Annotated in this window: 24 protein-coding genes, 1 tRNA gene and 1 pseudogene; 6 read left to right on the forward strand and 20 right to left on the reverse strand. The window is 69.0% G+C overall.

Annotation, left to right across the window (positions count from 1 at the left end; translation table 11 throughout):
- Nucleotides 1-192: 192 nt before the first annotated feature.
- From BM066_RS27185 to BM066_RS23445, 3 genes and pseudogenes are all read left to right on the forward strand, one after another.
- Nucleotides 193-379 (forward strand): annotated as a pseudogene (locus tag BM066_RS27185) (hypothetical protein); the annotation flags it as partial.
- A 464-nt stretch (nt 380-843) separates the two neighbouring features.
- Entirely contained in the window at nt 844-1449 is a 606-nt protein-coding gene (locus BM066_RS23440) for a DUF1134 domain-containing protein (protein WP_056762884.1), read from the forward strand.
- 338 nt (nt 1450-1787) lie between these two features.
- Nucleotides 1788-2537, forward strand: a complete 750-nt coding sequence (locus tag BM066_RS23445) for a hypothetical protein (protein WP_089930725.1) — start codon at nt 1788-1790, stop codon at nt 2535-2537.
- Here the strand turns inward: BM066_RS23445 and BM066_RS23450 are convergent.
- From BM066_RS23450 to infC, 17 genes are all read right to left on the reverse strand, one after another.
- On the reverse strand, nt 2534-3310 hold the full coding sequence (locus BM066_RS23450; protein WP_089930727.1) for a transglutaminase-like domain-containing protein: 777 nt from the start codon (nt 3308-3310) through the stop codon (nt 2534-2536). The two genes, BM066_RS23445 and BM066_RS23450, sit on opposite strands and share 4 nt — an antisense overlap.
- 128 nt (nt 3311-3438) lie before the next feature.
- Entirely contained in the window at nt 3439-4977 is a 1539-nt protein-coding gene (locus BM066_RS23455; protein WP_089930729.1) for a DUF4139 domain-containing protein, read from the reverse strand.
- 212 nt (nt 4978-5189) lie between these two features.
- Complete coding sequence (locus tag BM066_RS23460; protein WP_089930730.1) at nt 5190-6578, reverse strand: DUF4139 domain-containing protein; 1389 nt, start codon at nt 6576-6578, stop codon at nt 5190-5192.
- A 95-nt stretch (nt 6579-6673) separates the two neighbouring features.
- On the reverse strand, nt 6674-7270 hold the full coding sequence (gene msrA, locus BM066_RS23465; RefSeq protein ID WP_089930740.1) for a peptide-methionine (S)-S-oxide reductase MsrA: 597 nt from the start codon (nt 7268-7270) through the stop codon (nt 6674-6676).
- A 64-nt stretch (nt 7271-7334) separates the two neighbouring features.
- Nucleotides 7335-7595, reverse strand: a complete 261-nt coding sequence (locus tag BM066_RS23470; RefSeq protein WP_089930732.1) for a hypothetical protein — start codon at nt 7593-7595, stop codon at nt 7335-7337.
- Nucleotides 7592-7888 (reverse strand): hypothetical protein, encoded by a 297-nt coding sequence (locus BM066_RS23475; protein ID WP_035072771.1) that lies wholly within the window; start codon nt 7886-7888, stop codon nt 7592-7594. Before BM066_RS23475 ends, BM066_RS23470 begins: the two co-directional genes overlap by 4 nt.
- Nucleotides 7889-8000: 112 nt before the next feature.
- Entirely contained in the window at nt 8001-8147 is a 147-nt protein-coding gene (locus BM066_RS26595) for a hypothetical protein (protein ID WP_177218535.1), read from the reverse strand.
- A gap of 251 nt (nt 8148-8398) precedes the next feature.
- On the reverse strand, nt 8399-10837 hold the full coding sequence (gene pheT / locus BM066_RS23480; protein ID WP_089930734.1) for a phenylalanine--tRNA ligase subunit beta: 2439 nt from the start codon (nt 10835-10837) through the stop codon (nt 8399-8401).
- The gene (locus tag BM066_RS23485; RefSeq protein ID WP_018061151.1) at nt 10838-11233 is read right to left on the reverse strand and encodes a hypothetical protein; all 396 of its coding nucleotides are present in this window, start codon (nt 11231-11233) and stop codon (nt 10838-10840) included.
- Between the two features lie 4 nt (nt 11234-11237).
- Nucleotides 11238-11570 carry a DHCW motif cupin fold protein gene (locus tag BM066_RS23490; RefSeq protein WP_018061152.1) on the reverse strand — a complete coding sequence of 111 codons (333 nt, stop codon included), beginning with the start codon at nt 11568-11570 and terminating at the stop codon, nt 11238-11240.
- Complete coding sequence (pheS, locus tag BM066_RS23495; RefSeq protein ID WP_018061153.1) at nt 11570-12643, reverse strand: phenylalanine--tRNA ligase subunit alpha; 1074 nt, start codon at nt 12641-12643, stop codon at nt 11570-11572. The genes BM066_RS23490 and pheS overlap by 1 nt, the downstream gene beginning before the upstream one ends.
- A gap of 297 nt (nt 12644-12940) precedes the next feature.
- Nucleotides 12941-13300: a 50S ribosomal protein L20 gene (rplT, locus tag BM066_RS23500; protein WP_018061453.1), complete on the reverse strand. Its 360-nt coding sequence runs from the start codon at nt 13298-13300 to the stop codon at nt 12941-12943.
- A 15-nt stretch (nt 13301-13315) separates the two neighbouring features.
- Entirely contained in the window at nt 13316-13516 is a 201-nt protein-coding gene (rpmI, locus tag BM066_RS23505) for a 50S ribosomal protein L35 (RefSeq protein ID WP_018061454.1), read from the reverse strand.
- Between the two features lie 134 nt (nt 13517-13650).
- Nucleotides 13651-14904 carry an MFS transporter gene (locus tag BM066_RS23510; protein WP_018061455.1) on the reverse strand — a complete coding sequence of 418 codons (1254 nt, stop codon included), beginning with the start codon at nt 14902-14904 and terminating at the stop codon, nt 13651-13653.
- 79 nt (nt 14905-14983) lie between these two features.
- Nucleotides 14984-16933 carry an alpha/beta hydrolase family protein gene (locus BM066_RS23515; RefSeq protein ID WP_018061456.1) on the reverse strand — a complete coding sequence of 650 codons (1950 nt, stop codon included), beginning with the start codon at nt 16931-16933 and terminating at the stop codon, nt 14984-14986.
- 38 nt (nt 16934-16971) lie between these two features.
- Nucleotides 16972-18882, reverse strand: coding sequence for an alpha/beta hydrolase family protein (locus BM066_RS23520; RefSeq protein ID WP_049801051.1), 1911 nt, complete (start codon nt 18880-18882; stop codon nt 16972-16974).
- A gap of 288 nt (nt 18883-19170) precedes the next feature.
- Nucleotides 19171-19692 (reverse strand): translation initiation factor IF-3, encoded by a 522-nt coding sequence (gene infC, locus BM066_RS23525; protein ID WP_018061458.1) that lies wholly within the window; start codon nt 19690-19692, stop codon nt 19171-19173.
- A 275-nt stretch (nt 19693-19967) separates the two neighbouring features.
- Here infC and BM066_RS23530 point away from each other — a divergent pair, with 275 nt between their 5' ends.
- Nucleotides 19968-20579, forward strand: a complete 612-nt coding sequence (locus tag BM066_RS23530; RefSeq protein WP_018061459.1) for a YitT family protein — start codon at nt 19968-19970, stop codon at nt 20577-20579.
- Nucleotides 20580-20594: 15 nt separating this feature from the next.
- Here BM066_RS23530 and BM066_RS23535 read toward each other — a convergent pair whose 3' ends face one another.
- A complete protein-coding gene (locus BM066_RS23535; protein WP_018061460.1) occupies nt 20595-21566 on the reverse strand; it encodes a glycosyltransferase family 9 protein in 972 nt (323 codons plus the stop codon).
- Entirely contained in the window at nt 21563-22729 is a 1167-nt protein-coding gene (locus BM066_RS23540) for a glycosyltransferase family 4 protein (RefSeq protein ID WP_026176461.1), read from the reverse strand. The genes BM066_RS23535 and BM066_RS23540 overlap by 4 nt, the downstream gene beginning before the upstream one ends.
- Before the next feature lie 57 nt (nt 22730-22786).
- Between BM066_RS23540 and BM066_RS23545 the strand changes: the two genes are divergently transcribed.
- Nucleotides 22787-23659 carry an alpha/beta fold hydrolase gene (locus BM066_RS23545; RefSeq protein WP_089930737.1) on the forward strand — a complete coding sequence of 291 codons (873 nt, stop codon included), beginning with the start codon at nt 22787-22789 and terminating at the stop codon, nt 23657-23659.
- 5 nt (nt 23660-23664) lie between these two features.
- On the opposite strand, the gene BM066_RS23550 is transcribed toward BM066_RS23545, so the two are convergent.
- On the reverse strand, nt 23665-24525 hold the full coding sequence (locus BM066_RS23550; protein WP_018061079.1) for an SDR family oxidoreductase: 861 nt from the start codon (nt 24523-24525) through the stop codon (nt 23665-23667).
- Between the two features lie 261 nt (nt 24526-24786).
- Between BM066_RS23550 and BM066_RS23555 the strand changes: the two genes are divergently transcribed.
- Nucleotides 24787-24861 (forward strand) — tRNA-Gly (locus BM066_RS23555).
- Nucleotides 24862-24878 lie beyond the last annotated feature (17 nt).

The following is a 24878-nucleotide window of genomic DNA, read 5'->3' on the forward strand; positions in this document are numbered from 1 at the left end:
GCCGGACGACGTCCGGAGTTCTTTGATAAATACCGTTTCGACGAAGCCGATCGCTCCGCGCGGTCGTTATCCGCCAGCGTCCGGTGGGCAGCCCTGTTGAGGCTTAGCCGGACCCGGTCTCGATCCCTTTCGGGAGAAACCAGACGCCGGGGGCGCGGGCCTATGGGCAATTCACGCGCTTTGTCCCCGTTCGACGCCGACGGCGGGCGGGCTCCCCAACGATGGAAGGCCCCGGACACGCTGGAGTAACCCCCTCCAGCCCAGTCCCGCTCGATCGCCCCCCGCCGCCGCAACTGGTCGCTGGCCATGCGCCCTTTCCCTGCGTCGAGGTGAGATCAGGATACGGGCGGTTTGGAGGGTGCGGGGCATAAAGTTTTAGTGTAGCGATTTCAGTGGCTTGGCCGCCGATCAGCCGGGGACGCGCACGCCTATGGGGTCATCGCCAAATAGCTGTCATCCCGGACAAGCCCGGCAAAGCCGGGCGCAGATCCGGGACCGCCGCAAGCGCCGCGTTCACGCCCCGGTCCCGGATCTTCGCGCTACGCGCTCGTCCGGGATGACAATCGTATTTGGGCATATGTGATAGCCCTGCGGCTGGGGCCTTCACGCCAGGTTCGGCGGACGACTTTGGGGACACGCACTTAAACGGAGTGCCCTGCAACCCGGCCGGCGCACGGCCGTGAGCGCGCGTCCCCGGCGGTGGATCGGAACGCGGCGTGAGGCCAGGCCCCCAAGCCCTGCTCGTTCCGGATCCTTCATGGTTAACCGGCCGTTAAGCTTCAAGCCGCAAACCCGACTCAAAGGGTTGAGACAGTCTAGGCTGTTGGAATCGCGAGAGAGCACATGGACCGCCGCAAGCTGATCCTTTCGGGCATGGCCACCGCCGGGCTGAGCGCCTGCGCCAGCACCGCCCAGGAGCGCCCGGGCGACCCGCCGCCGCGGTCGCAGTACGACACCGGCCGGGCCCAGACCTATTCAGCCGACGAGATGATCCGCAGCGGCTCGGACTTCCTGGGTGTGACCGCCGAAAGCATCGGCGCGGTGATCGAGCGCGCCTTCCGCGACAACGGCCAGCCCACCGGCTACATCGCCGGCGAGGAGGGTTCGGGCGCCATCGCCGTGGGCCTGCGCTACGGCCGGGGCCTGCTGTACATGAAGGGCAAGGACACTCAGGAGGTGTTCTGGCAGGGCCCGTCGGTGGGCTGGGACTGGGGCGGCAACGCCAGCCGGGTCTTCACCCTGTGCTATAACCTGCAGTATCCGGACGCCATCTTCCGCCGCTTCCCGGGCGTGGAGGGCACGGCCTATCTGGTCGGCGGCCTGGGCGTGAACTACCAGCGCGCCGACACCATCACCCTGGCCCCGATCCGCGCCGGCGTCGGCCTGCGCCTGGGCGCCAATGTCGGCTACCTGGCCTACAGCCGCCAACGCAACATCCTACCGTTCTAAGAGCGGCCCTCGCGCTGCGAGGGAGGGTTGTGACCATGGCTCCGCGCTGAAAAAGCGGTCATCCCGGACGAACTCTACGAAGCCGAGCGCCGATCCGGGATGCCGGAAAGCGCGGAGGTCACGCCCCGGTCCCGGATCTTCGCGCTATGCGCTTAGTCCGGGATGACCATCGTTTCTTGATCCATAGGCGTGGCCCTGCCTGGAGGGAGGACCTAGCGCTTGGATTCGCGCGAGTCTCTCGTCATTATCAATCTCCACGGGAAAGTCCGGCCGCGTGGAGACGTCAGTTCGCGGCGGCCGGCGCGCGCCGAGGCGCGCCCCCGACGCGAGGAAGCGCCATGATGCAGTGGCTCAAGCGTACCTGGTTCGTCTGGCTGTCGCTGGGGATCGTCTCCGCCCTGGTCGCGCCTCGACTGATCGACGCCGGCGCGGCCCGACGCCAGCCTCCGGCGACGCCCGCCCAGGCCGTCGCGCCGCGCTTCGTCGTCCGTGATCCCAGCGGAACGGCGATCGGCTGGCTGAACATCAAGTACCCCCGGACGATCCGCGAGAACGAGGAAGGGGTGCTGGAGGCCGAGTACACCACCGGCGACGCCCGCTGGAAGGCCGGGTCGACCAGCGTCGCGGTCCCCGACCCCTACGGCTATGGTTCGGTGCAGCCGCCGGCCGGCATGAAGGTCGAGCTCAGCGGCGCGGACCTGGCCCTGACCCCGACCCCGACCCATGCGTTCGACGTCCAGCGCATCGCCGCCACCGGCGTCGAGCGGGTCAAGTGGATCGTCTCGCCCAAGACCGAGGGCGACCACGTGCTGCTGGTACGGTTCAACGTCAGCCCGGCCACGTTCAAGGCCATCCCGATCTCGGCCAACGGCGAGGCGCAAGGGTCCGATCCGCAGATCCTGCTGCCGGTGAGGGTGTTCACCATCTACGGCGTGCCCAAGGCCACGGTGCTGATCGCCAAGGGCGGGGCGGGGCTGGCGTCGTTCCTGCTGACCCTGCCGGCGGCCTTCGTGCTGTTCGAGCGGGTGTTTCGGAAGACGCCGAAGGCGCGGCCCCGGCGCAAGCGTGCGGACGGGCCGGCGCGCTAGATGATCGCCGTCACCGCCACGCTCTGCGCCACCATCGTCGCCCTGCCGAAGATCGTCAGGAAGGCCACGTCCGCCGCGTCGCGACCGTAGGCGATGCGGACAAGGCCGTCGGCGGGCGCCCGGCCCGTTGGGTCCAGCAGGCGCCAGCGGCCGCCGACATAGACCTCGACCACGGCGTGGAAGTCCGGCGGCTTCAGGGCCGGGGCGTAGACGCTGGCCACCCGGGCCGGGATGTCGCTGGCCCGGCACAGGGTGATGGCCAGGTGGGCGAAGTCGCGGCAGACGCCGGCCCGCTGGACGTAGGTCTCCAGGGCGGTGGTCCGCGCGTCGCTGCACGGACGGTATTCCAGGTGGCCGATGATCCAGTCGACGATGGCCGCCACCCGGGCGCCGCCCTGCAAGCCGCCGAACTTCTGGTCGGCGATCGTCTCGAAGGTGTCGGACGGGCAGTACCGGCTGCCGCGCAGATAGGGCAGAGTATCGATCGGCAGGTCGGCGATGGCGTGCTGGGCGGCCTCGGCCAGGGCCATGTCGCGGTCGGCGATCTCGACCACGGCGTCATAGGCGACGGCCAGCCGTCCCTGGCAGGTGAAGACCACGCGGCGCTCGCCGGTGGCCGGGTCGTCGCGGCGGGTGACGACCAGGGGCGGGTCGAAGACCAGCCGCTCGTCCAGCACCGCCTGGTCGTCGGCCACGGCCGCCTCGATCTGCAGCAGGGATTCCACCTGCTCAGGGAAGTCGTAGTCCAGCCGCGTCTCGACATGCACGCGCATCGTCCGCCCTTCCGATCCGCCCAGACAACGGCTCGCGGGGCGCGAGGTTCAGCAGCGATCCGGGGCTTGGCGACCCGCCACGCCAAGGGAGGAGGCGGGGCGGCCTGCGGCATCAGGTCGGGAAAGGCTCAGTCGCCATACTCCACCGCAAAGCGCAAGGTCTTGCGACCGTTGGCCGGCACGGCGACGCGCCAGGCCGCCGCGCCGTCGCGAATGTCGTGGGCGACGGGCTCGGCGACCACCTTGAAGCCTTGCCGGTCCGTGGGCATCCGCACCTCGGCGACGATCGGGGCGGTCTTGGCGTTGGCGATGTCGACCTCGTAGACGCGGCGCACGCGATCCTGGCGACGATCCTGCTCGGCGACCAGGCGCGGGCGGGCCCGCACGTCCATGGCCTCGCCGATCATCAGATCGAAGGGCTGGCCGACGGGGACGTCGCGCAGGGCCTGCTCGCCGGCGAAGGCGGGGCGTCCGCCGGCCGTCTCGAACACCGCCAGGGCGCCGGACGGCAGGGGCTTGCCCAGGCCCTCGGCCGGCTTGTTGTCCAGCCGCAGCACGACCGTGGCGGCCGGCGTCTCGTCGGGATCGTCGTAGTCGCTCCAGGCGTCGAGCTGGACTACGTAGAGCCGCTGGAAGGCGACGTTCTTCTGATCGAGAAAGGCCACCTGCTTGGTCTGGCGCGCGGCGACCGTGACCGGCTCGGGCAGGGTGTAGAGCTTGTAGTCGCCCAGGTCGGATTGTTCGGCCAGCTTGGCGCGCTGGCCGGTGACCACGACCTCCTCCAGTCCGGCATCGAACATGCCGACTGGGGCGGCCATCATTGGCGGAGACGGCGCGGCGACCGCCGGCAGCGGTGGCGCGCGGCCGAGATGGGTGGTGTCCATCGGCCAGCAGTTGCGCGCGATCGGTCTGGCTTCGCCCCGCTTCACATCCACCTCCACGCGGGACAACCGGCCGGCCACCGCTTGGGTGGGCGCGTCGGCGAAGCTGGTTCCGCTGGCGTTGACCAGGGTCAGCCAGCCGGTCAGGTCCAGGGTCCTGCCGTTCGGGTGGATCCGGGCGACATAGTCGGCCTGCCAGTTCACGCCGATCGCCAGGTAGGACAGGGTCAGGGTCGCCTGGGTCGGGGCCGCGACGTCGATCACCGTGGATAGGGACGGCTTGTCGGTCAGTCCGGCCGGGACCTTGTCGAACACCAGGGCCTCGGCGCCGCCGGAGCAGCCTAGGGCCTCGACCCCGCCGGCGGTCTGCAGCACCACGCCTTCGGGCCCCTGGCGCAGGGTCGCCGCCTCTTCGGTCCGTCGGCCGGTCCCGCGGTTGGTGCGGACGATCCTCACCGCCTGTCCCAGCGAGCGCTCGACCAGGGTTCCGGGACTGAGCAGGGCGTAGTCGTAGTTGCGCTCGACCGGTGCGCCGGGCAGCCCCTCCACCGCGGCGCTCTGCGGGATCAGGGCGTCGGCGACGCCGTCGAAGCGCAGGGTGTGGCGGCCGGCGGGCAGGAACACGGTCCGCGTCTCGGTGACCAGGATCAGGCCCTTCTCCATGGCCTCCTCGCGCTCCCACTCGTCCAGCGCCTGGAACGGCCCGTCGCCGCCGCGATAGAGGGTGACGGCGACCTTGTCCGGGCCTGGCGAGGCGATGGTGTCGGCGAGGGTGGAGGAGGTCATGAGAAGGGCGGCGGCGAGCGCCAGGAAGGTCTCCGGTCTTCCTTCTCCCCTTGGGGGAGAAGGTGGCCTGCGAAGCAGGTCGGATGAGGGGTTACGCTGACCTTTCCACCAGGACTTCGAAGCTAAACGGCGATCGCCCGTCGACCCCTCATTCGTCGGCTTCGCCGCCACCTTCTCCCGCAAGGGGAGAAGGAAGGAATGGGTCTGGCCCGTCACCAGCCCGTCTCGACCGTGAAGGTCAGGGTGGTCTCGCCGTTGGCGGGGGTCGGCACGCTCCAGCCCACGGTGCGGGCGTCGATGCGGCGGCTCTTGAGGCTCTCGGCCTTGACCTCGCCGTCGCGCCACAGGCCGCCCTGGCGCAGCTCCACGGTCACCGGCTCGGGCCGGGCGTTGCGGATCAGATATTTCATCGTGTAGCGCGAGCGGGTCTTGGACACCTTCTCGTCGCCGACCAGCGTGCCCTGGCTGGTGACGTCGAAGGCGTCGCCGGTCTTGATCGACAGCTCCGAGCCGGCGGGCGTGTGGTCGATGGCGTTCTCGCCGATGAATTTCGGATCGCCGGCCTTGTCGCGCACATAGACCCGCATCACCCCCGCCGGCAGCTGGTTGCCCAGGCCCGCCAGCCTGGCGTTGCTGAACTGGATGGCGACGGTGGCGGATTCCGGCTGGGCCTGGCTGGAGAACCAGTCCTGGCGGATCTCGTAGACCTTCTTGGCCGCCACGCCCTGGGCGCTGAGGAAACCGACCTGCTTGTTCTGGTTGGCGGCGATCGTCGTGCGATGGGGCAGGGGATACAGATAATAGTCGGCGACCCGCTCGCCGGTTCCGCTCTCGGTCCCGGCCGACTGGACCGCCGGCCGGGCCGGGCGATAGCCGCCGCCGCCGCTGGCCAGGGTGTTGACCGAGCCGGCCACCAGCTGGGTCTCGGCGTCGACGAAGGCCGTGCCCGACTGGTTGCCCAGGGTGATCCAGCCCTGCAGGTCGAGCGCGCCCTTGGCCTCGTCGAACATCGCCACGTAATCGGCCTTCCACGACAGGCCGGTGGTCAGGTAGCTGAGCGTGGCCGGACGTGGGCCGGCCTTGTCGGCCTCGACCGTCACCGAAAGGGTCGGGCGGGCGCGCAGGGTTTCGGGCACCTTGTCGAAGATCACCCGGGTCGGTACGCCGTCGTCGCGCAGCACCTCGATCCGATCGCCGATCTTCAGCACCACGCCCTCGTTGGCGGCCAGGACGGTGGCGGTCTCGGTGGTCTCCTTGCCGTCGCCGGGATTGGTGCGGACGATCTTCACCTGCTGGCCGACCGCCTTTTCCATCAGCTTGTCGGGGGTCAGCAGGTCGTAGTCGAAGTTCTGCTCCACCACCGACAGGCCGGCGGCGGAGAGACTGACGGTTTCGGGACGGATGGCCGCCGAGACGTCCTTGAACTCCAGCTTCTGGCGGCCGGCGGCGAGGGTCATCTCACGCACGTCCTGCACCAGGGCCAGGTCGTTGTTGTAGATCGTCACGGACAGCTTGGGGGCGGTCTGGGCCCAGGCGCCTTGAGGGGCGACGGCGCCGGCGACGGTGAACGCGGCCGTGGTCAGCAGAACATGACGGAACATGTAAGAGCGCCTCCCGATCTTTGCGCTCAAGGTTTCACGCGTTCAGCCGGAAGTCGAGAAGTAAATTACAAGTGTGATCTAATGGGGTGGCTTCGTCACCCGCCCCACACCTGCTTCAGCCGCAGGTCGCGGCCGCAGCCCAGGCGGTAGGCGTGGTACTGGACCGCGTGGTTCTTGGCGTAGTCGCGGTGGTAGGCCTCGGCCGGCCAGAAGGTCTTGAGGTCCAGGATCTGGGCCTTCATCGTCCCGGTCTTCAGGCGCTTGGCGGCCTCGGCGCGGGACTTTTCGGCGATCGGGCGCTGGGCGGGGGTGACGAACACCGCCGGGCGATAGGACGGGCCGCGGTCGCAGAACTGGCCGCCGTTGTCGGTGGGGTCGACCAGCTTCCAGTACCGGTAGAGCAGGAAGCCGTAGTCGAGCTTGGCCGGGTCGTAGGTGACGCGCACCGACTCGTAGTGGCCCGAGGTCTCGCTGGTCACGTCGCGATAGGTCGGCCGGTCGACATGGCCGCCGGTATAGCCGCTCTCGACCTTCAGCACGCCGGGGATGCCGCGCATGTCGTTCTCCATGCACCAGAAGCAGCCCCCGGCGAACACGGCGGTCTGGGGCGGGGCGGGCTTGCCGGCCGCCAGCACGTCGGCGGGCAGCAGGATGGCGGCGAAGCTGGCGATCAGGACGAGCAGGCGGCGGATCATCGGGGGAACTCCGGGGGGACGTATCCCTAGATACGGATCGGACGGGCCAAAGGTTACACCCCTATCGCCAGCCGAACCCCACGCCGCGCACCGAGGGACAGGCCGACAGGCGGGCGGCCAGGGTCTGGGCCCGCTCGTCGCCCTGGTCGTCCAACTCCAGCCGGATCGAAAGGCCGGCGCCGTCCGGCTGGGCGGTCAGGGCCCGCAGCCGAGTCTGCTGGACGTTGGCCACGCCCAGCACCCGCATCAGGGCGTCGGGCGTGTCGTCGGCGATCACCAGGAACAGCCGGCGCTTGTCCTCCTCCGGTTTGAGGTCGCTCACGGCCGCACCCACTGGTGCTCGACGCTGGCCGAGGTGACGCCGGGCCAGGCGGCCAGGTCGCGGGCCAGCAGGCGGGCGGCCTGGTCGCTGAGGTGGCGGACGCGCAGCGAGCCTTCGACGATCTGGCCGACCGGCTTCATCGACAGGGCGCACAGCTCGGCGCCGCTGTCGGCCAGGCCCTGGCGGACGGCTTCCAGCGCCGAGGGCGCGTCCTGGGCGGCCAGCAGCAGCTGGTGGACGGTGACGCCTTCATGGTCGGAATTGAAGGCGGGTGGGGAAGGCAGGTAGCTCATGGGTTCAAGGTCCTTTGGATTTGAAGGGGACCGATGACCGCACAGCAAAAACCCCGCTCCTGGTGGGAAGCGGGGCTTTGCGGATCTTGCGATCTTCGGCTTTGGAGGTCGTCTAGTCGACCGCGCGCCTGTGCTGCCCCGTTCGCACACGAACGGTTTTAATCTTGGCCTGCATCATAATGGCGCGCGCGCACGCGATCGCGACGCCGGCGGTCAGGCCGGTGGCGATCAGAACGTTCATGGCCAGCTGCGAGAGCATGATGGCGTGGAAACTCCGTGTGCGACTATACAGGTAGCGTGGGCGTGGGGCCGGCGCAAGGCTTTGCCGCGCGGATGCGGCGATTGGCGCGGGATGGGCAAGAATTGTGCGGCCGCGCCTGGACGGCTGGCACTTGCCCCCTACGGGCCTTCGGCCGTCTTCCCCCAGAGGGGGAAGAGCCTAAGCGAAGGCTCCGCCCCCTCGCCGCGACAGACCGCGTAGCGGTCAGGCGGGGGCAGGTGCGCCAGCCCCTACGACCGCAGCTTCCCGCCCGCCTTCTCGACCGCCGCCACGATCCGGGCCGACAGGGCCTCGATCTCGGCCTCGGCCAGGGTCTTCTCGCGCGGCTGGATCACCACCTCCAGCGCGACCGACTTGGCGCCGTCCGGCACGCCGGGGCCCTCATAGACGTCGAACACCCGCACGGCGGCGATCAGCGCCTTGTCGGCGCCGGCCGCGGCCTTGACCAGGTCGCCCGCCGGCTTGGCCTTGTCGGCCACGAAGGCGAAGTCGCGGGTCAGGGGCATCAGCGGCGAGGGCGTGAAGGCCGGCTTGGTCTTGACGGCCTTCTTCTTCGGCTCGGGCACGGCTTCCAGGGTGACCTCGAAGCCATAGACCGGGCCGGCCACGTCCAGGGCCTTCAGCACGGCCGGATGGATCTCGCCGAACTCGGCCAGCACCGCCTTGGGACCCAGCTGCAGGCGCGCCGAGCGGCCCGGATGCCACCAGGACGAGGCCGAGCCCTGGGCGATCTGCAGCGAGGCGACCGGCGCGCCGATCTCCTCCAGCAGGGCCATCAGGTCGGCCTTCACGGTGAACACGTCCTCGGCCTTGGCCTTGTCCCAGCCGCGCGGGGCGCGGGGGGCCAGGATGGCGGCGATGGTGGTCTTCTGGTCCTGCGGGCGGTCGCCAAAGAACACCGGGCCCACCTCGAACAGGGCGACGTCCGGGAAGCCCTGGCGGGCGTTGCGGCCGGCCGCCTCGATCAGGTTGGGCAGGATCGACGGACGCATGCAGTCCAGTTCCGAGGCGATCGGATTGGCCAGCACCAGCTCCGCCGCGCCGCCCCCGAACAGGGCCGCGGTCTTCTGGTTGGTGAAGCTCCAGGTCACCGCCTCGTCGTAGCCGGCCGCCGCCAGGGCGCGGCGGGCGATGCGGGCCCGGGCCTGGCGCGGGGTCAGCACGCCGCCGACCGCCCGCGCCGTTTCCGGCAACGGGGTGGAGGGCAGGGCGGCGTAGCCGGCGATGCGGGCCACTTCCTCGACCAGGTCGGCCTTGCCGTCGATGTCGCGGCGGAAGGTCGGCGGGGTGACGCAGACCAGGCTCTCGGCGTGGGTGGCGAACTCCGTCGTCGGCACGTCGGTCGGCGGCGACAGGGTGAAGCCCAGGTCCGTCAGGATCTTCAGCGTGCGCTCCGGCGGAATGGCCAGGCCCGACAGGGCCTCGACATAGGCCGGGTCGAACAGGATCGGGCCGGGCGCGGCCGGGGCCTGGCCGGCCACCACGATCTCCGAGGCCTCGCCGCCGCACAGGTCCAGGATCAGCCGGGTGGCCAGCTCCAGGCCGGGCACGAGCGAGCCGGTGTCGACCGTGCGGGCGAACCGGTACTGAGCGTCGCTGTTGATCCCCGTCGTGCGGCCGGTCTGGGCCGTGCGGATCGGGTCGAACCAGGCGCTTTCGACGAAGACATCGACGGTGTCGTCCGAGCAGCCGGTGCTTTCGCCGCCCATCACTCCGCCCAGGCCGATCGGCCGCTCGCCGGCGGCGTCGGAGATCACCGACATTTCCGGGGTCAGCTCGTAGGTCTTGCCGTCCAGGGCGATCAGGTGCTCGTCGCCGTTGACGCCGTGATGGCCCAGGCGCGCCTCGATCACGGTCCCGACCAGCTTGGCCGCGTCATAGACGTGCAGCGGCCGGGCGCGGTCGTAGGTGATCAGGTTGGTGATGTCGACCAGGGTGTTGATCGGACGCAGGCCGATGGCCTTCAGCCGATCCTGCAGCCACTTGGGCGAGGGACCGTTCCTGACGCCCCGGATCAGGCGGCCGCTGAACACCGGGCAGGCGTCGCCGTCGACCTTGAGGCTGATCGGGCAGGGGAAGGTCCCCGGCACGGGGGCGATCGACAGGTCCTTCAGCGTCCCGACGCCGGCGGCGGCCAGGTCGCGGGCGATGCCGGCCACGCCCAGCCAGTCGGGGCGGTTGGGGGTGACCTCGAAGTCGATCACCGCCTCCAGGCCCAGGGCCTGGGCGGCCGGGGTCCCGACGGCCAGGTCGTCGGGCAGCTCCAGGATGCCCTCGGAGCCGTCGTCGGCCTCCAGCTCGGAGCCCGAGCACAGCATGCCGTTGGAGACGACGCCGCGCACCGGCTTCTCGACCAGGGTCACGCCCAGGCCCGGCACATAGGCGCCGATCGGGGCGTAGACGGTGGTCAGGCCCGGGCGGGCGTTGGGCGCGCCGCAGACGATCTCCTTGCGGCCGTCGACGGTGTCGACCTGGCAGACCCGCAGGCGGTCGGCGTTGGGGTGGGGCGCGGCCTCGACGACCTTGGCCACGGTGAAGGCGGCCAGTTTCGAGGCGGGATCGGTGACGTGCTCGACCTCGAGGCCGGCCATGGTCATGGCGGCGACGACTTCGGTGGCGGAGGCGGTGGTCTCAAGGTGGTCCTTGAGCCAGGAGAGGGTGAATTTCATCTACTTCGATTCCAGAGCCAGCAACTGATCGAGGAATTGGTCGGGGCCGGTGAAGCCCAGGCCGAAGAACTCGCAGTTGATGAATTGGCAGTCCTCGACAGGGATCGTGCCGACCACGCTGGTCGGTCCGGCCGGACGCAGGACGAGATTACGCACATCGCCGCCGTTGGGACCGAAGTTGGTGGCGTCGAAATTGACCTTGTCGAGCACCAGCATCACCGCCGGACCTTCGATCCGGCAGTTGCGGAAGGTGCGGCCGCTGATCTTGCGCTGGCCGGCCTGCATGACCGCGCGGGCGAGGTCGAACAGGCCGATGTCGACGTTCTCGAACACCTTGGCCATGGCGTCGGTCGGGATGCGGCCGGGGCGGCCGCCGGGTTGGAAGCTCTGGGTCATCGGGTCAGTCCACAATGAACAGCTTGGCGCCGACCGAGGTCGACGAACGGTGGGCGGGGTCGCCGAAGTCGGAGACGTGATAGCTCATGCCGGCGGTCAGGGTGGTGGCGCGGCCGTCCTTCAGCTCGCTGACCAGTTCGCCTTCCAGCACGAAGATCACGTGGCCGCGGTCGCACCAGTGGTCGGCCAGGTAGCCGGGCGAATAGTCGACCCGCCGCAGGCGCATGTCGCCGACATTGAGCGTGCGCCAAGTGGCCTCGCCCCGCTCGCCCGGATGGACGGTGGGCTCGATCCGCGACCAGTCGACGGCCGTGAACGGGCTGTCGGGCAGCTGCATCAGCTGAGCCCGCTGGCGGCGTTCGGCGCGGCGAACGCGCTGAAGCCGTAGTGATCCAGCCAACGACCGTCCGAGCTGAACATGTCGCGCAGGTCGGGCATGCCGTATTTCAGCATCCCCAGCCGGTCGACGCCCATGCCGAAGGCGAAGCCCTGGTACTCGTCCGGATCGATACCGCAGGCGCGCAGCACGTTGGGGTGAACCATGCCGCAGCCCAGGATCTCGAGCCAGCTGGTGCCCTGGCCGATGCGGATCTCGCCGCCGGTGCGGTCGCACTGCACGTCCATCTCGGCCGACGGCTCGGTGAACGGGAAGTGGTGCGGCCGGAACTGGGTGGTCACCGCGTCGGTCTCGAAGAACCGGGCGATGAAGGTCTCCAGGGTCCACTTCAGGTGGCCCATGTGGATGCCCTTGTCGATCACCAGGCCCTCGACCTGGTGGAACATCGGCGTGTGGGTGGCGTCGCTGTCGCAGCGATAGGTGCGGCCTGGGGCGATGATCCGGATCGGCGGCTTCTGCGACACCATGGTCCGCACCTGCACGGGGCTGGTGTGGGTGCGCAGCAGCATCCGCTCGCCCGACTCCTTCGGGTTGAAGAAGAAGGTGTCGTGCATCTCCCGCGCCGGGTGCTTGGGTGGGAAGTTCAGGGCCGTGAAGTTGTGGAAGTCGTCCTCGATGTCGGGACCTTCCGCCACGGCGAAGCCCATCTCGGCGAAGATGGCGACCATCTCGTCCATGGTCTGCATGGTGGGATGGACGCCGCCGCGCCGGCGGCGCGGGGCGGGCAGGGTCAGGTCCAGGGTCTCGCTGGCCAAGCGCGCGTCGAGGGCGGCGGTCTCCAGCGCGGCCTTGCGGTCGTTCAGCGCCGCCTGCACGCGGTCGCGCAGGAGGTTGATCGCCGCGCCGCGCGCCTTGCGCTCGTCCGGGCTCATCGACCCCAGGGTCTTGAGCAGGCCCGAGATCGAGCCGGTCTTGCCCAGGGCGGCGACGCGCACGGCGTCGAGGGCGGCGAGATCGCCGGCGGCGGCGACTTGCGCCAGCACGTCGGCTTCGAGAGTGGTGAGATCGGTCATGACGGGGTTCCGTCTAGAGGATTTGGGGCGGGGGTTGAACCGATAGTTGGGGCCTTGCGCCCTTCTCCTCACCCGCATCGCGGGGGAGGTGGCGCGCCGCGAATACGCGGCGTGACGGAGGGGGCGTCCTGAAGCGTCCATGGGAGCGGCCGAGCGCCCCCTCCGTCGCGATGCCGCGCATCGCGCCACCTCCCCCGTTTCACGGGGGAGGAGAAGAGGGCCAGACAGCAAAAAGCCCTCCGGTTCGCACCGGAGGGCTCTTCAGATCGAGCTCGGATCAGTGATCCGAAAAAGACCTTAAGCGGCCAGGGCGGCGCGGACCTTGTCGGCGATGGCCTTGAACGCGACCGGGTCGTTGCCCGCGATGTCCGAGAGGACCTTGCGGTCGATCACGATGCCCGCCACGTCCAGGCCGTGGATAAATTGCGAGTAGGTGAAGCCCTCGGTGCGGGCGCCGGCGTTGATGCGTTGGATCCACAGCGAGCGGAAGGCGCGCTTGCGCACCTTGCGGTCGCGGTACGCGTACTGGCCGGCCTTGTCGACGGCGGCCTTGGCGGTGCGGATGGTGTTCTTGCGGCGGCCGTAGAAGCCCTTCGCCTGTTCAAGAACCTTCTTGTGCTTGGCGTGGGCGGTGACGCCACGTTTAACGCGAGCCATGTGTCAGCGCTCCTCTTAAAGGCCGTAGGGCAGGTACGAACGGATGGTCTTGGCGTCAGCCTCGCTCATCACCTTCGTTCCGCGGTTTTGGCGGATGTACTTGCCGTTGTGGCCGATCAGGCGGTGGCGCTTGCCGGCGACGCCGGCCTTCAGCTTGCCCGTGGCGGTGATCTTGAAGCGCTTCTTCGCGCCCGACTTGGTCTTCAACTTAGGCATTTCGCGTCGGAGCTTGCGCCCCGTCCTCTGGATAGCATGACGAACCGCCATGGCATGCCAAACTGGCCAGGCGGTTCCGGAAAGGCGGGGTTAGTACGGGAAAGGGCCGGAGAAGGCAAGCGCCAAAGCCCGGTTCACGCAGCGGCCTTGACCCGGCTCTCGATCGTCAGGGCGAAGGCGACGGCCGGGATCATCAGGACCGCGCCCAGCCAGTAGGGCCCGCCGATGGCCAGGCCGAACAGCGGGCCGGCCAGCATCGGGCCGGTCATGCGGGCCAGCGAGCCGGCGGCCATGTTCAGCCCCAGCATGGCGCCCTGCTTGTCGGGCGGGGTGGCGCGCGAGATCAGGGCCGCCACGCAGGGGAAGACCAGCGACTGGCCGAACGCCGTGCAGCCCACCGCCACCGGCACGAAGGCCGCCGAGGGGACGAACGGCGTCAGGCTGAGGCTGACGGCGATGATCGCCAGGCCGGCGGTCAGCACCTTGGCCTCGCCGAACCGCCGGGCCAGTCGGCCGGTGATCAGCCCCTGGCCGACCGAGGCGATGATCCCGATCACCGCGAAGCACAGGCCGACCTGTTTGGGCCCCCAGGCGAACCGGGCCTGGGTCCACAGGCCGAACACCGATTCCATGCCGGCGAAGGCGGCGGTCGAGATCAGGGTGACCAGCAGCACCCGCGACAGCACCGGATGGGCGACGGCGGCGGCCAGGTGGTCGCGCCGGCGGACCACCGGGGCGTCCTTGTGGCTGGGCGCGCGGCTCTCGACCACGAACAGGAAGACGCCCAGCGCCGCGATCGCCGCCAGGGCGGCGGCGGTCAGCAGCGGGATCTGGAAGGCCAGGCGCCCGGTCTCGGAATGGCCGAAGGCCTTGGCCAGGCCCGGCAGCAAGCCGCCCAAGGTGGGGCCGACCACGAAGCCCATGCCGAACGCCGCGCCCAGCAGGCCCATGCGGCCCGCGCGCTTCTCGGGCGGGGTGACGTCGGCCATGTAGCCCTGGATGGTCGAGATGTTGCCGCTGCCGAAGCCGCTGGCCAGGCGGATGGCGAAGGCCCAGGCGATACTGGGCGCGAAGGCCAGGGCCACGTAGGACAGGGTGTTGGCCAGGATGGTGACGATCAGCACCGGCCGGCGGCCGATGCGGTCGGACAGGCGCCCCCAGAACGGCTCGGCGATGAACTGCCCCAGCGAATAGGCCGAGAACATCGCCGTCACCTGCCAGGGGCTGGCGTTCAGCGACTTGGCGTAGAAGGGCAGCAGCGGGATCACCAGCCCGAAGCCCACCAGGTTGATGAACACCACCAGCAGCAGGACATAGAGCGCGCGCGGACTGGCGTCCGGCGTCTTCATGGCGGCGGGGGCGGTCGGCGAGGCGGTCGGCGTGCTCATCAGGCCGCGCGGTGTACGCCTCATCGCGCGCCATGGCGACCGCTATCTGAAATTTCAGATAGCGGTCGATTGTCGCCCGTCAGTTCGGCGGGTTGTTCTTCTCCAGGAAGGCCACGGCGGCGGTCAGCATCTGCATCCGTGTCGCGCCGTTGGACAGCCAGTGATCCTCGCCGTCCAGCGTGACGAACTCGTAGGGCTTCTTGGCGTCCCTAAGCGCCGAGGCCATCTTCTGGCTTTCGCTAAACGGCACCACCGTGTCGTCCTTGCCGTGAATGAGCAGAACTGGGACCTCGACGCTGTCCGCGTGGCGGGCGGGCGAGATCGCTTTCAGTTTCGGATCGTCGGCGTCTTGAACGCCATAGACCCGCTTGCGGTAGCGGATCAGGCTGCTGGTGTCGCCGTACTTGACGATCTCGTCATTCAGGCGACCCGCCAAGTCGCTGGGTCCCGCCAGGGAGATCGCGCAGCGATAGACGCCCTTCTGCAATGTCACGCCGGCCAGCGCCGCGTAGCCGCCATAGCTTCCGCCGAAGATGCAGACGCGCTTGGCGTCGATGACGCCAGCCCTGGCCAGGAAGGCGACGCCGTCCGAGAGGTCGGTCTGCATCTTGCCGCCCCACTCGCCATTACCTGCCTCCATGAAGGCGTGGTCCATATTGGTCGAGCCTCGGAAGTTGGGTTGCAACACCGCGTATCCCCGTGAAGCCAGGGCCTGGGACCACCAGTCGAAGGTGACGTCATCCTGGCTTTGGGGGCCGCCGTGCGGCAGCACGACCAACGGCAGGTTCGCTTCGGCCCGGCCTTTGGGCGTGGTCAGCACTGCCTTGATCGGCAGCCCGTCAGCGGCTGTGTAGTCGATCATCCGTACATTGGCCACATCGGCCGCCGAGACTTTTGGATAGGCCGAGCCGATGGGATCGACGCGTTTGGTGGTGGTGTCGGCGATGTAGTAGCCGCCCGCCGAATTGCTGCTGGTCACGAACAGGATCAGCTTTTTGAAATCCGGCGTATAGGACGCCAGGGAGACCTGCTGGGCCCTGAAAGCTCCGCGGAAGGCCGGCCAGATCGACTTCAGGCGCGGCTCGATGAAGTCATACTCGATGTATTCGTTGCGATGGCTGAACCCCAGGACAACGCCGTTGGCGTCGACGACGCCGTCCATTTCCCGTGGCGGACCGAGATAGTCGCCGACCTTGCCGTCGGCCAAGGCGACCGAGGTCGGCCGCCAGAGTTCGTTTTGCTTGTCCCAGGTGTCGATGATGATCGATGTGCCGTCCGGAGAGACGCCCCATAGTTCTGGAGTGTTGCGGGCGTCGGTTGTTTTGGCGACATCCAGCCAGGATGAACCGCGGCGGATCGAGAGCGTCCAAGTCGCGTCGTTGGTGTGGTCGTTGTTCTTGTAGCCGACCTTGGCCAGCACCGTGCCGTCCGGCTTGGTCAAGTAGTCGTAGGTCTGGTTGTCACCCATCTGCACGCGGCGGGCGAAGCCGCTTTCGAGATCGATCTTGAAAAGGTCGAGGTGCCCGCTCCGGCGCTGCATGTTGCCGGCGACGGTCACGTAGAGGGGCGTGTAGACGACCGGGGTTTTGCCCTCGACGCCGGGCTGGAGGCGGCCTTGGACGATGTTCAGGATCGAATCCAGGGCCTTGACTGGCAATTGCTTGTACTCGCCGGTGCGTACATTCAGGCTGACGGCCTGCCAATGCTCGCCGACATAGGTCGTGTCATCGATCGAGGTGGTAACGGAGGCCTCGACCAGAACGTGCTCGTTGTCGGCCCACATGAGGTTGCGGACCTTGCGGAAGCCTACCACCGCTGAGGCCAGGACCGGTCCGCTCAATGACTTGACGATGATCCGCCGCTCGTCGCCGACAGTAGCGATCAGGGCCAGGGCCGAGCCGTCCGGCGAGATCTGGACGCTTTCTATGCTCGGCAGTGCGCCATAGGCCTCGAGCGGCGCGCCTGCGTGGGCGCTGGAGCTGCAGAGAATGGCCACAGCCGTGGCCGCTCCCGCGAATTTCTTGATCATGCTGCGCCTCACGTAATTCGAAACGGATTCGGCCGCCGTCAGTTCGGCGGGTTGTTCTTCTCCAGGAAGCCGACCACCGAGGTCAGCATCTGCAGGCGGGTGGCGCCGCGCGACAGCCAGTGGTCCTCGCTGGGCAGGGTGACCAGTTCGACCGGCTTGCCGGCCCGCTTCATGGCGTCGGCCATCAGCGTGCTCTGGACGTAGGGGACGACGGTGTCGTCCTTGCCGTGGATCAGCAGCAGCGGGATCTCGACCTTGTCGGCCAGCTTGGCCGGCGAGGTCACGGCCAGGTCGGGATCCTTGATCCCGTCGGCGCCCATGAACCGCAACCAGTACCGCAGGGTCGAATTGTTGCTCGACGTGTAGAGCTTGTTGCTGTCGACCAGCATGCGCTTCAGGTCGGCCGGGCCGGCCACCGAAGCGGCGCAGCGGTAGACGCCCTTGTCCAGGGTGGCGCCGGCCAGGGCCGCGTAGCCGCCGTAGCTGGCGCCGACGATGCACACCCGCTTGGGATCGATCGTCCCCTGCTTGGCCAGATAGCGCACGCCGTCCGACAGGTCGGTCTGCATGGCCTTGCCCCATTGGCCGAACCCGGCCTTGACGAAGCTCCAGCCGAAGCCTTCCGAGCCGCGGAAATTGGGCTGCAGCACCGCGTAGCCGCGTGAAGCCAGGGCCTGGCTCCACCAGTCGAAGCCCAGGGTGTCGCGCCCCTCGGGGCCGCCGTGCGGCAGCACCACCAGCGGCAGGTTCTTGGGATCCTTGCCGTTGGGCAGGGTCAGGTAGCCGGTGATCTCCAGGCCGTCGGCCGCCTTGTACTTGATCGGCTCGACCTTGGAGACGCCCTCCTGCGTCAGGCCCAGATAGACGTCGGTCAGGAAGCGGGCGCTCTTGGTGTTCAGGTCGACCAGCGCGTAGGCCGGGCCCAGGGTCGGGGAATCGACCAGGACCACCAGTTGGCGCTTGTCGTCCGACCATGAGGCCAGCGAGATCTGGTCGCCGGGGAAGGCCTTGACCACGGCGTTCCAGCTGGTCTGCAAGCCGGCGTCGAAGAAGGTGTAGCGGCGCTCGTCGCCGACCAGGCTGAAGGCGCCGACCAGGCTGGACCCGTCGGGGGCGTGGATCAGGCTGTCGAACTTGTCGCTGCCCGGCACCGTGACGTGCGAGCCATCCAGCGCGTACTCGCGCAGGTAGGTCTTGTTCTCGTCGTTCTCGTCGTCGAGCCAGACCAGCACCGAGCGGCCGTCACGGCCCAGGCCGCTGAGGCCGCGCGAGCCCATCTTCGACACGGCGCGCTCGGCCGTGGTCCAGCCGCGCTCGGCCTTGATCTTCAGCGACCAGGCGCCCTCCTTCTCGTCGTACAGCGACTGGGCCAGGGGCTGGCCGTCGGTCGAGACCAGCCACTCGTCGGTGTCGTCCGAGCCGCCGTTGTCCACCCGACGGGTGATGCCGGTCTTCAGATTGATCTTGTAGAGGGTGTTCTCACCCTGGTTGTCGATGAAATGGACGCCCTGGGCGAAGGCGAAGGGCACGCCGTCGATGAAGCGGACCACCGGCGAGGCCAGGACGACGTTCATCGCGTCCTCCTGGTCGCTGATCAGCAGGCGCTGCTTCTTGGTGACCAGGTTGAAGTCGTAGGCCATCAGGTATTCGCGCTTGGGCCCGGCCAGACCGAAGACCTCGGCGGTGCTGGAGGTGGTGATCAGCACGTGCTCCGGGCCGGCCCACTGCACGCCGCGCAGCTTGGTCGAGCCGAACCTCATGGCCGTGATCAGCTTGGCGCCCTCGGCGGCCTCGCGGATCGTCAGCACCCGGTTCTCGCCGTCAGTGACGGCGATCGCCAGCTTCGTGCCGTCCGGCGAGATCTCGACCTGCTCGACATTGGGCAGGCGCCCGTAGACCGAAAGCGGCGGAACCTCGGCCGCCGCGCCGGCGCAAGCGGCCGCGGCCATGGCGAAACCGGCCGTCGCGACGGCCAAGACAGTCTTCAACACGCGAAACTCCCCCAAACCCCGCGTAAAATATCAAAACTCGCCTTACTGTCGAGCTTGTTCGCAGCGTCTGGTTGCGCCAGCGCCCAAGAAAAACGCCCCGGCCTTGCGGACCGGGGCGTTTCGAGAGGCGTGGCGACAGGCGTCGATCCCTAGAGCGCCGACCTGATTGCCTCAGGCCGGCGCTCTAGATCTTTGTTTAACGCATTTTCTTCACGCGAACCGGTGTCCACTTCGCTCGAAAATGCTCTAGCGCGGGGCCAGGATCATGATCATCTGGCGGCCTTCCATGCGCGGCTCGTATTCGACCTTGGCGACTTCGTCGAAGTCGGCCTTGACCTTGAGCAGCAGCTTCATGCCCAGTTCCGGGTGCGCCATTTCCCGGCCGCGGAAGCGCAGGGTCACCTTGACCTTGTCGCCTTCCTCGAAGAACCGGTGCATCGACTTGGCCTTCACGTCGTAGTCGTGAATGTCGATGTTGGGGCGCAGCTTGATTTCCTTGAGCTCGACGATCTTCTGCCGCTTGCGAGCCTCGTTCTTCTTCTTCTGCTCCTGGAACTTGAACTTGCCGTAGTCCAGGATCTTGCAGACCGGAGGGTTGGCGTTCGGCACGATCTCGACCAGGTCCAGGCCAGCTTCCTCGGCCGCTTCCAAGGCGGCGGAAATCGGCATCTCGCCTTGCTTCTCGCCGTTCTGGTCGATCAGCAGGACGCGGGGGACCCGAATGTCTTCGTTGATACGCGGACCATCCTTGACGGGCGGCGTTTGCATAGGACGGCGAATAGGGCGGCTCCGGTGTTGTTCAAGGGCTTTGTGCCGCCGGACCTGATGATCCGGAGGCGTATCGTTGAATGAGTTCGCGCGGAGTCCGGGGGACGCCGCGTTCGCAAGTGATATATGACGAAGGACTCCCGCGCTATCAAGGCGCATGCGCATCCGAGGCCCGCCTTTCTAAGGGGGCGGACGCGTCGACAAGGGAACCAGGGGAGCGGAACGTCGGGGTCGGGTCGGCCTCCATCTCCAATCGCGACCCGTTTTACCCGTCCATGAGCACGCCGACCTCCGCCGCCCGCCACACGCCGATCGAGGACGTCCACGCCCTGCTGATCGGCTCCAGCTTCATCGCCGTGGGCCTGACCCTGCTGAAGGCGGCCGGCCTGACCACGGGCGGGATGGCCGGGGTGGCCCTGATCCTTTCCTACCTGACCCACTGGCCGGTCGGGGTGCTGTTCTTCCTGCTGAACATCCCGTTCTACGTGCTGGCCCAGCGCACCCTGGGCTGGGTGTTCACCGGCAAGACCCTGGCCACCAACCTGTTGCTGGCGGGGCTGGCCCTGGGCCTGCCGGCCTGGCTGAAGATCACCACGGTCGATCCGGTCTTCGCCGCGATCTTCGGCGGCACGATCATCGGCATGGGCATCCTGGCCCTGGCGCGGCACAAGTCCAGCGTCGGCGGCATCGGGGTGCTGGCCCTGTGGCTCTACGAAAAGCGCGGGATCAGCGCCGGCAAGGTGCAGATGGCGTCCGACTGCCTGATCGTGGCCGCGGCTTTCGCGGTGATCTCGTGGGACAAGCTGCTGCTGTCGATCCTCTCGGCCGTGGCGCTGAGCGTGGTGATCATCGCCAACCACAAGCCGGGGCGGTACGAGGGGTATTGAACGGCGGTCGGACGCCTAATGCGGCAGCAGCGAGATCGCCGCGCTGGCCACGGTGCTGACCGGCAGGGCCTTGAGGTCCGGCGAGCGGATCACCGCCACGTGGCCGCGGGGGCCGCACAGCTCCGGGTCCGAGGCGTCGGAGAACAGGGCGATGGTCGGGGCGCCGGCGGCGGCCAGCAGGTGGGTCGGGCCGGTGTCGTTGCCGACGGCCAGGACCGCCTTGGCGCCCAGCACGGCCAGCTGGGCGAAGTCGGTGCGGCCGGTCAGGTCGCGGGCCTGGCCCACGGCCTTCTGGATCTGGCGGGCCATGGCGCTTTCCTGCGGGCCGCCGATGATCACGATGTCCAGGCCGCGCGCCTTCAGCAGCGCGGCAAGCTGCGCGTAGCTCTCGGTCGGCCAGCGCTTCTCGGGCCGGTGGGCCGAGCCGCCCGGCACCAGCAGCACATAGGGACGCGGGGCCGGGGCGCCGGCCACGGGGCGGGGCTCCTTGGTGCGGCGCAGGATCCACGACAGGTCCGGCGCGGGCGCGCCGCCCGGCTCGGTCGGGGCGTCGGGCCAGATGCCCGCCTGCTTCAGCTGGTCGGCCTGCCGCTCCAGGGTGTGCATGTGGTAGCGGGCCTTGCCGCGCTGGGGCAGCGAGCAGCCCGCCGCGATGCCCGACCATTGCGGCGGGAACGGCCGCAGGGCCTGGAAGTACCAGTTGGTGCGGCTGTTGGTCTGCAGGTCGTAGACGCGGTCGTAGCGGGCCTTGCGCAGGCGGCCCAGCATGGCGGTCAGGTCGCCGAAGTCGCTGGGGCGGCCGTCGGTCTCGACGCTGTTGAAATAGGGCGACAGCTTGGCCAGCGCTTCGAAGGGCGGGGTGGTCAGCAGCGTGATCTTGGCGCGCGGATGGGCTTCGCGGATCTTCTTCATCGCCGCCAGGGCCAGAACGAAATCGCCGAGGGCGCCCAGCTTGATGACCAGGACCTTCTTGATTTCCTTGCTCAACTCTTCGTCTCCAGAACGCGCGCGTAGACCTTGAGCGTTGCTTCGACCATCGCGTCAACAGAATACAGTTTCCGGGCGCGCGCGCGGGCCGCCATGCCCATCGCCTGGCGCCGGGCGGCCCCCGTCTCGCAGGCGTTGGACAGGGCGGCGGCCCAGGCCTCGGCGTCGCCCGGGGCGACCAGCCAGCCGGTCTCGCCGTCGACCACGGTCTCGCGCGCCGCCCCATGGTCGGCGGCCATCACGGGCTTGCCCATCACCTGCGGCTCGACCGCCGTGCGGCCGAAGGCTTCGGGCTCCAGCGACGGCGCGATGGCCAGGTCGGCGACCAGATAGGCGGCCGGCATGTCGTCGCAATGACCCACCAGCTTGACGCTGTCGGCCAGCCCGGCCTGGGCGATCATGTGCTCCAGCTCGGCGCGATAGGCCTTGCGTCCCTGGTCGTCGCCGACCAGCAGCAGCAGGACGCGGGTGTCGGCGACCGCCTTCAGCCGGGCCATCGCCTCGATGACCAGGGCCTGGCCCTTCCAGCGGGTCAGGCGGCCGGCCAGCAGCACCTTCAGGCGGCGGTCCTCGGCCTGGACGCCCCAGGCGTCGCGCAACGCCTTGACCCGCTCGGCCGAGACCAGGCCCGGCTCGAAGCGGGTCAGGTCGACGCCGCGCGGGATGGCCACCACCCGGTCGGCCGGGACGCCGTGCTCGGCGATCACATGGGCGCGGGTGTATTCCGAATTGGCGATCACCAGGTCGCCCTTGGTCATCACCGCGTTGTACCAGCGCTTGAGATTGGATTTGGCGTTGTAGACGCCGTGGTAGGTGGCCACGAAGGGCGTCTTGGTCGCGTGGGCGGCCCACAGGGCGCTGAAGGCCGGGGCGCGCGAGCGGGCGTGGACCAGGGTCACCTTCTCGCGACGGATCAGGTCGATCAGCCGCGCGGCGTTGCCCAGCATGATCAGTGGATTCTTGGTCTGGGCCGGCATCTGGGCCAGGCGGCCGCCGTCGGCCTCCAGCCGCGCGGCCATCCGCCCGCCCTTGGTGGCGACCAGCGCCTTGCCGCCCTGGGCGATCACGCCGTGGGCCACGTCGATCGTCGTCTGCTCGGCGCCGCCGGTTTCCAGTTCCGGGGTCACCTGCAAAAGCGTGAAATCGTCGGGGAGGATGGACACGCGTTGCCCTAACGAGGTTTGAGGGGTCGTAGTTACCGAAATGAACAAGGCCGCGCCATGACCGATTCCCTTCAGCACCTCGTTCGCGACGACAATCTTCGGTTGGCGTACCGCGTCGTCCACGGATCCCAACCCACGGTCGTGTGGCTGGGCGGATTCCACTCGGACATGGCGGGGACCAAGGCCCAGGTCCTGGCCGACCAGGCCCGGGCGACCGGCGGCGGCTATCTGCGCTTCGACTATTTCGGCCACGGCGAGTCGGACGGCGACTTCGAAGCCGGCACGATCACCCGCTGGCGCGAGGACGCCCTGGCGGTGATCGACGACCTGACGGAGGGGCCGCTGGTGCTGGTGGGCTCGTCGATGGGCGGCTGGCTGGCCTGCCTGGCCGCCATCGCCCGGCCCGACCGGGTCAAGGCCCTGGTGCTGGTCGCCCCAGCGCCGGACTTCACCGAGAAGCTGATGGAGCCCGAGTTGTCGGACGAGGCCAGGGCGGCCATCGCCCGCGACGGCCGCTGGATCCGGCCCTCGGACTATGACGACGGCGGCTATGCGATCACCCGCCAGCTGCTGGAGGACGGGGCGCGGTGGTCGATCCTGTCCGGACCCGTGCCGATCGACGTCCCGGTGCGCGTGCTGCAGGGCGGCGCCGATCCCGACGTGCCGTGGACCCACGCCCTGGAGCTGGCCAACAGCCTGGTCTCGGACGACGTGGTCTTCACCCTGATCAAGGACGGCGACCATCGCCTGTCGCGGCCCCAGGACCTGGAGCGGCTGATCGCGGCGGTGGGCGAGGCGCGGGTGCTGGCCGAACCGGTCGAGGACGATCCGGTGGCCCGTCGCCTGGCTCGCGCCGCTCGCGCCCGCGCGGCGGGGCAGGCTCCCGCGACCGCCTGGGCGGCGGCCGACATGGGACCGGACGAGGAGTAGGGAGCCTAACCCCCCGCCGCCAGGATCGCCGCCAGCCCTTCGCGATAGGTCGGGTATTTCGGCCGCCAGCCCAGCTCGGCCTTGGCCAGGGCGTTGGAGACGCGCTTGTTCTCGGCGTAGAAGCGGCGGGTGGCGGGCGACAGGCCCAGCTCGTTGAACGGCAGGTCGGGCGGCACCGGCACGCCCAGCAGACTGGCGGCGTGCTCCATCACGTCCTGCGGCGGGGCCGGTTCGTCGTCGACCAGGTTGTAGACGCCGCCGGCTCGGGGGCGGTCCAGCGAGGCCAGCAGGCCCGAGACGATGTCCTCCAGGTGGATGCGGCTGAACACCTGGCCCGGCTTGACGATGCGGCGGCCCTCGCCGGCCCGCAGGCGGTCCAGGGCGCTGCGGCCGGGGCCGTAGATGCCCGGCAGGCGGAAGGTGGTCACCGTCAGGCCCATGCCGCGCCCCACCTGGCGCCAGTCGCGCTCGGCCCCCACGCGGCGCGCGCCCTCGACCGACTGGGCCTTCAGGGGCGAGCTCTCGAACACCCAGCGGCCCTCGAAGTCGCCATAGACGCCGGTCGTCGACAGGTAGCCGATCCAGTCGGGGAAGGCCTGGGCGGCCGCCAGGGCGGGAATCGTCGCCTCCAGGCCCGGGCAGCCGTCGGCGGTGGGCGGGGCGGTGACTAGCACGGCGTTGACGCCGGTCAGGGCGGCCGTCATGGCGGCGCGGTCATCGGCGTCGACGGGTTCGATCCCCAGGGCCCGGAGCCACGCGGCGCCCTCGGCGTCCCGCGCCGTCGCCGCGACGCTCCAGCCCCTGGCCATGAGGGCTTCAGCGAAGGCCTGCCCGACATAACCCAATCCGAACACGAACAGACGCAAGACGCTCAGGTCCCCCGAAATGAACGGCGATTGAGCGGTCAAAACGGGCGTTCGCGCAACCCCCTCCGGCCGTTCGGGCCACCGCCTCCAGAGGGGGAGGATCCACGCTGTACAGATGCTCCCCCTCTGGGGGAGCTGTCGGCGAAGCCGACCGAGGGGGTTTCATCCCCAACAACCCCGCTTTGACCGCTTGCCAACGGCAAGGCGCTCTGCCATAAGCCGCCTCCTCGTCGCGGGGCGCTGTTTTCAGCCCCTGCCGATGCGGGCGTAGCTCAGTGGTAGAGCACAACCTTGCCAAGGTTGGGGTCGAGAGTTCGAATCTCTTCGCCCGCTCCATTTTCCGGTCCTCCGGC

This window comes from Caulobacter sp. UNC279MFTsu5.1 (assembly GCF_900114015.1).
Classification (GTDB): Bacteria; Pseudomonadota; Alphaproteobacteria; order Caulobacterales; family Caulobacteraceae; genus Caulobacter.